General features: G+C 31.7%; 2 protein-coding genes. Both read right to left on the reverse strand.

Translation table 11 applies throughout. The annotated features are described in order from the left end of the window. Positions 1-207 precede the first annotated feature (207 nt). On the reverse strand, positions 208-528 hold the full coding sequence (trxA, locus tag U9R42_02375; GenBank protein ID MEA3494860.1) for a thioredoxin: 321 nt from the start codon (positions 526-528) through the stop codon (positions 208-210). A gap of 626 nt (positions 529-1,154) precedes the next feature. Beyond that, positions 1,155-4,622: a DNA polymerase III subunit alpha gene (gene dnaE / locus U9R42_02380; protein MEA3494861.1), complete on the reverse strand. Its 3,468-nt coding sequence runs from the start codon at positions 4,620-4,622 to the stop codon at positions 1,155-1,157. Positions 4,623-5,014 lie beyond the last annotated feature (392 nt).

Below are 5,014 nucleotides of genomic sequence, written 5' to 3' on the forward strand. Positions count from 1 at the left end.
ATCATATACTTCTTCAAAACTTTTTACATTATCCCGATTTGTTTCAATTTTTTTCATTGTCTATAAAAAAACTAAAAATCTTAATGCCTGTCTGCCGACATAGGCAGGCGAATGTATTTATAGAACCTCCCATAACAAAAAGAAAATATCGAAGATAGATATTTTCTATTAAAGACTAATAATTTTATCAACGAAAAAAAATGATAATTATCCCAAATGAGGTTGAAGCTTGCTTATGAGCATTGGTTTTGGTACTGCACCAACAACCTTGTCAACCAATTCGCCATTTTTAAAAATTAATAAAGTAGGGATGTTTCTAATACCAAATTGTTGTGCTATTGATGGTTCAATATCAACATTTACTTTTCCAACATTTAACTGATCTGCCATTTCAACACCAATTTCGTCAACGATAGGACCAATCATTCTACATGGTCCACACCATTCTGCCCAAAAATCAAGTAATACAGGTTTGTCAGAGTTTGTAACTTTTTCTTCAAAATTTGCTGATGTAATTTCAGATGCCATTTTATATTATTTATAATTTTTTTTAAAACATTTTTTGAACTGCAAAAATAATAAAAGCTATTACAATAAAAAATATTTTTAAACTTTAAATAAACAAATAAACAAAAAGAAGTACTTAGAGTACTTAAAGTGCCTAAAGTACTTAGAGTTAGTGTCTCGGATAAACAAATAACCAAATAAACAAATAACCAACTAAACATATCCTCCTTCGCTAAAGCTACGGAGGAGAATCTAAACAATTTCTACAACAACCCATATAATCATCATTGTGAGGGAGGTAAGACCGCGACAATCTCGAGCTTTTTAGCAGAGGTAGTCAAAAACAGTCCTCAGTCAGCAGTAGGCAGTCTCCAGCCAGCAGTCAAATTCCAAATAAACAAATAAAGAAGTCGGCAGTCTTCAGTCTCCAGTAAGCAGTCCTCGTTTGTGCTTGCCTAAATAGGGTTGACTCATCTCTCACCTCTCACCTCTCTGTGCTTGCCTGAATAGGGTTGACTTTTTTTGTTACTTTTTCCTCTGCGTTTCTGTGACTCTGCGTTTAAACAAATAAACAAAACTTGCGACACGAAGTTAGCTCGTATGAGTCCGTATGGATAACCAAATCCACAATTAAACAATCTGTTTCATCAGTTTAGTTTATATTTTACAACATTCAATTTATTTATTTTTTCAAAAAATTCTTTTGATGCATCAACTTTAATTTTTGATGACATCAGTAATTTCATACTTTTTTTATCTTCCGTTGGTGTAATGATTTCAAGATAAACAGGAAAATCACCCTTATGTTCTTTGGAAATTTTTTCTAATTCGTTGTTGAAATCCTTGTTAATACTTTCTAAGTCAACTTTTAAGGTAATTTTTTTTAGCAATTTATTCATTGCATTATTTAGTAATGTAATTTCTTTAATATCAGTAACAAGTTCTTGTGAATCTCTAAATTTGGGACGAATAGTACCTTGTATCAGTATTTTTGCTCCGGGTTCAAGTACATATTTGAATTTCATGTATTTTTCATTAAAAAGATAAAACTGATGTTTTTCCGTATAATCTTCTAATGTAAATATGCCGTATTGAGTGCCCTTCTTTGAGGTTTTTTGTGTACTTTCGTCAACAATTCCTCCGAGAATAAAATTTCTGGTTTTTATTTTTTCAATATTGTTTTTAATATCTTCCAATTCAACATTGCAAAAGTTTTTTAATTCAATTTCATTTTCATCAAGGGGATGACCGGAAATATAAAATCCAATAAGTTCTTTTTCTTTTTGAAGTAGTGTAATTGCAGGCCATTTATCACATTTTGGTAATGATGGATTTGAAATTTTTGTAAATTCTTCATCTCCAAACAATGATTGCTGTGCCGATTGTTTACTTGCTTTAATTTTTTGTCCTAATTTTATTGCTTTGTCAATTGGTGTTTGTAAATCATTATCCTGTTTATGAAAATATTGAGCTCTGTGGGTGTTTTCAAAGGAATCAAAAGCTCCTGCAAGGGCAAGGCTTTCTATACTTCTTTTGTTTACAGCTCGCAAATTTACTCTTGATGTAAGATCAAAAATATCTTTGAATAAGCTGTTTTTGTTACGTTCTATGAGAATTGAATTTACTGCTGCTTCACCTACTCCTTTAATTCCTCCTAATCCGTATCTTATTATTTTTTCTTTACTTACAGTAAATATATATTGTGATTCGTTAATATCGGGACCAAGTACGCTTATTCCCATATTGTTACATTCGTTTATAAGGATGTTTACTTTTTTAATATCACTCATGTTGTGTGCAAGAACGGCTGCCATGTATGCTGCGGGATAATTGGCTTTTAGGTATGCGGTATAATAAGCAACAACTGAGTAGGCAGCACTATGTGAACGATTAAATCCATATTCGGCAAAGCCTTCCATGATTGTAAAAATTTCGCTTGCTATTTCTTTACTTATGTTATTTTCTTTTGCTCCCTGAATGAAAGGTGTTTTGTTTTCATCCATTTCCTTTTTTTTCTTTTTACCCATTGCACGCCTGAGAACGTCTGCTTTTCCAAGTGAAAAATTTCCAATTATTTGAGCACACTGCATTATCTGTTCTTGATAAACCATTATACCAAAAGTAGGAGCAAGAATTTTTTCTAATGAAGGATGAGGATATTCAACTTTTTCGCTACCGTGTTTTCTTCTTATAAATTGAGGTATAAATTTCATTGGTCCCGGACGATAGAGTGCATTCATTGCAATCAAGTCTTCAATATTATCGGGTTTTAACTGTTGTAAATGTTTACGCATTCCCGGTGATTCAAACTGAAATGTTCCTAAGGTTAATCCTTTTTGATATAATTCAAATGTCTTTTTATCATTTAAGTCAATCTCTTCAATGTTAATACTTTTGTTATAATTCCTTTTTATAGTGTCAAGTGTATCTTTTATTATTGTAAGAGTTTTAAGCCCAAGAAAATCCATTTTTAGCATACCAACATTTTCAACTAATTTACCTTCGTATTGGGTAACCATTAAATCCGAATCTTTGGCTATGCTAAGTGGTATATGCTCTTTAAGGTCGTCAGGTCCTATAATTACTCCGCAAGCATGAGTTCCTGTGTGTCTTTTTGAGCCTTCAAGTATCTTTGCAAATTCTAGGGTTTTCCTTTCTTTTTCTTTTCCTTTTTTGTAAATATTTTTTAATTCATTTACATTTTTAAATGCTTTTTCAAGTGTAATTCCTGCTTCGTTTGGTACTAATTTAGCCAATCTGTCTGCATCTGGAAGTGGAAGTTTTAATACTCGTGCAACATCACGAATTGCAAGTCTTGGAGCCATTGTTCCAAAGGTAATAATTTGTGCTACTTTGTCTTCTCCATATTTATCAACTACGTATTGTAATACTTTATCACGTCCATAATCATCAAAGTCAATATCAATATCAGGCATTGAAATTCGTTCGGGATTAAGAAATCTTTCAAAAAGTAGGTTGTATTTTATGGGGTCAATATCTGTGATACCTGTACAGAATGCTACTGCCGAGCCAGCTGCAGAGCCTCTGCCTGGTCCTACAATTACATCCATCTTTCGTGCTTCATTAATTAAATCCTGAACTATGAGAAAATATCCTGCAAAGCCCATATCCTTTATTATTTCAAGTTCAAAATTCAGGCGTTCTATTACTTCTTCTGTTACTTCTTTATATTTTATTTTTGCTCCTTCAAATGATAGATGCTTTAAATATTCATCCTGATCTTTAAAGTTTTCAGGGAATTGAAAATGCGGTAAAATTATTTTATGTTCAAGATTAATGTTTTCTATTTTGTCAACAACTTTTTGTGTGTTTTCTATTGCCTCAGGAACATCGGCAAATAGTTCCTTCATTTCTTTGGTAGTTCTAAAATATTCATTGCCTGTGTATTCAATACTGTCTTTGCTGTCAATATCTTTTCCTGTGTTTATGCAAATTAGGATGTGATGTGCTTCATAGTCTTCTTTTTCGACATAGTGAACATCATTGGTGGCAATAAGAGGAATATCAAGTTCTTTTGACAGCTCAATAAGTTGTTCGTTTACTTCTTTTTGTTCTTTTCTGCCGTGCCTCATTAATTCAAGGTAAAAGTCATCTCCAAAAATATCTTTGTATTTTTTTATTACTTCTTTTGCATAATCTTTACTTTTTCTCATTAATGCTTGTGGAACTTCTCCTCCAAGGCAGGCGGTAGAGGCAATTATGCCTTCATGATATTCTTTAAGTAGTTCAATATCTACTCTTGGTTTAAAATAAAATCCATCTTTATAGGAAATTGATATTAATTTTGACAGATTATGGTATCCTTTTTTGTTTTTTGCTAATAAAATAAGATGAAAACCGCTTCTGTCTTCTTTGCCTTCTTTTGTTTTTAATCCTCTTGCGGCAACATAGGTTTCACATCCGATAATTGGTTTTATTTCATTTTCATTTGCTTGTTTTACAAAATCAAGAACACCAAACATATTTCCATGGTCGGTTATCGCCATTGCTTCCATCTTATCCTTTTTGGCTTTTTCCATTAATTTGCTAATACTTGCCGCTCCATCAAGTATGGAATATTGTGTGTGGAGATGAAGGTGTGTAAATTTTGTCATAATAATTTTCTTGTAATATATTAATTTTTTAAAAAAATAGTTGAGAGTGAAAAAAGAAATTAATTATGTTTTAAAATATTGTTAAAAACGCTAAAATTCCCAATTCAAATCTTGTGAAATTTATGAATAGAAACGCAGACAAAATACTGCTGTTTAAAAATTGTTGATAAAAGATGATTGGGTAGTAAGTAGTGCCTCTTAGAAAAAATCTATTTTTAATTTTGTAGAGTTTTCTAAGAGACACTAAGTAGATGGGTGTAAGGGATTTATACCAAATTAACATCAAAACACCCGATATAAATCATTTCTATTTCCCTTTTTTGTCGTTAAAAATTATTTCCGTAGCTATGGCTTCCGAAACAAGTGCGGAACAAGTTATGCAAAGAATTTTT

The organism is Bacteroidota bacterium, assembly GCA_034723125.1.
Lineage (GTDB): Bacteria > Bacteroidota > Bacteroidia > CAILMK01 > JAAYUY01 > JAYEOP01.

Bases quoted from the DNA above. Each gene is read 5' to 3' on its own strand.
- trxA (MEA3494860.1), bottom strand. From the start codon at position 528: ATGGCATCTGAAATTACATCAGCAAATTTTGAAGAAAAAGTTACAAAC.
- dnaE (MEA3494861.1), bottom strand. From the start codon at position 4,622: ATGACAAAATTTACACACCTTCATCTCCACACACAATATTCCATACTT.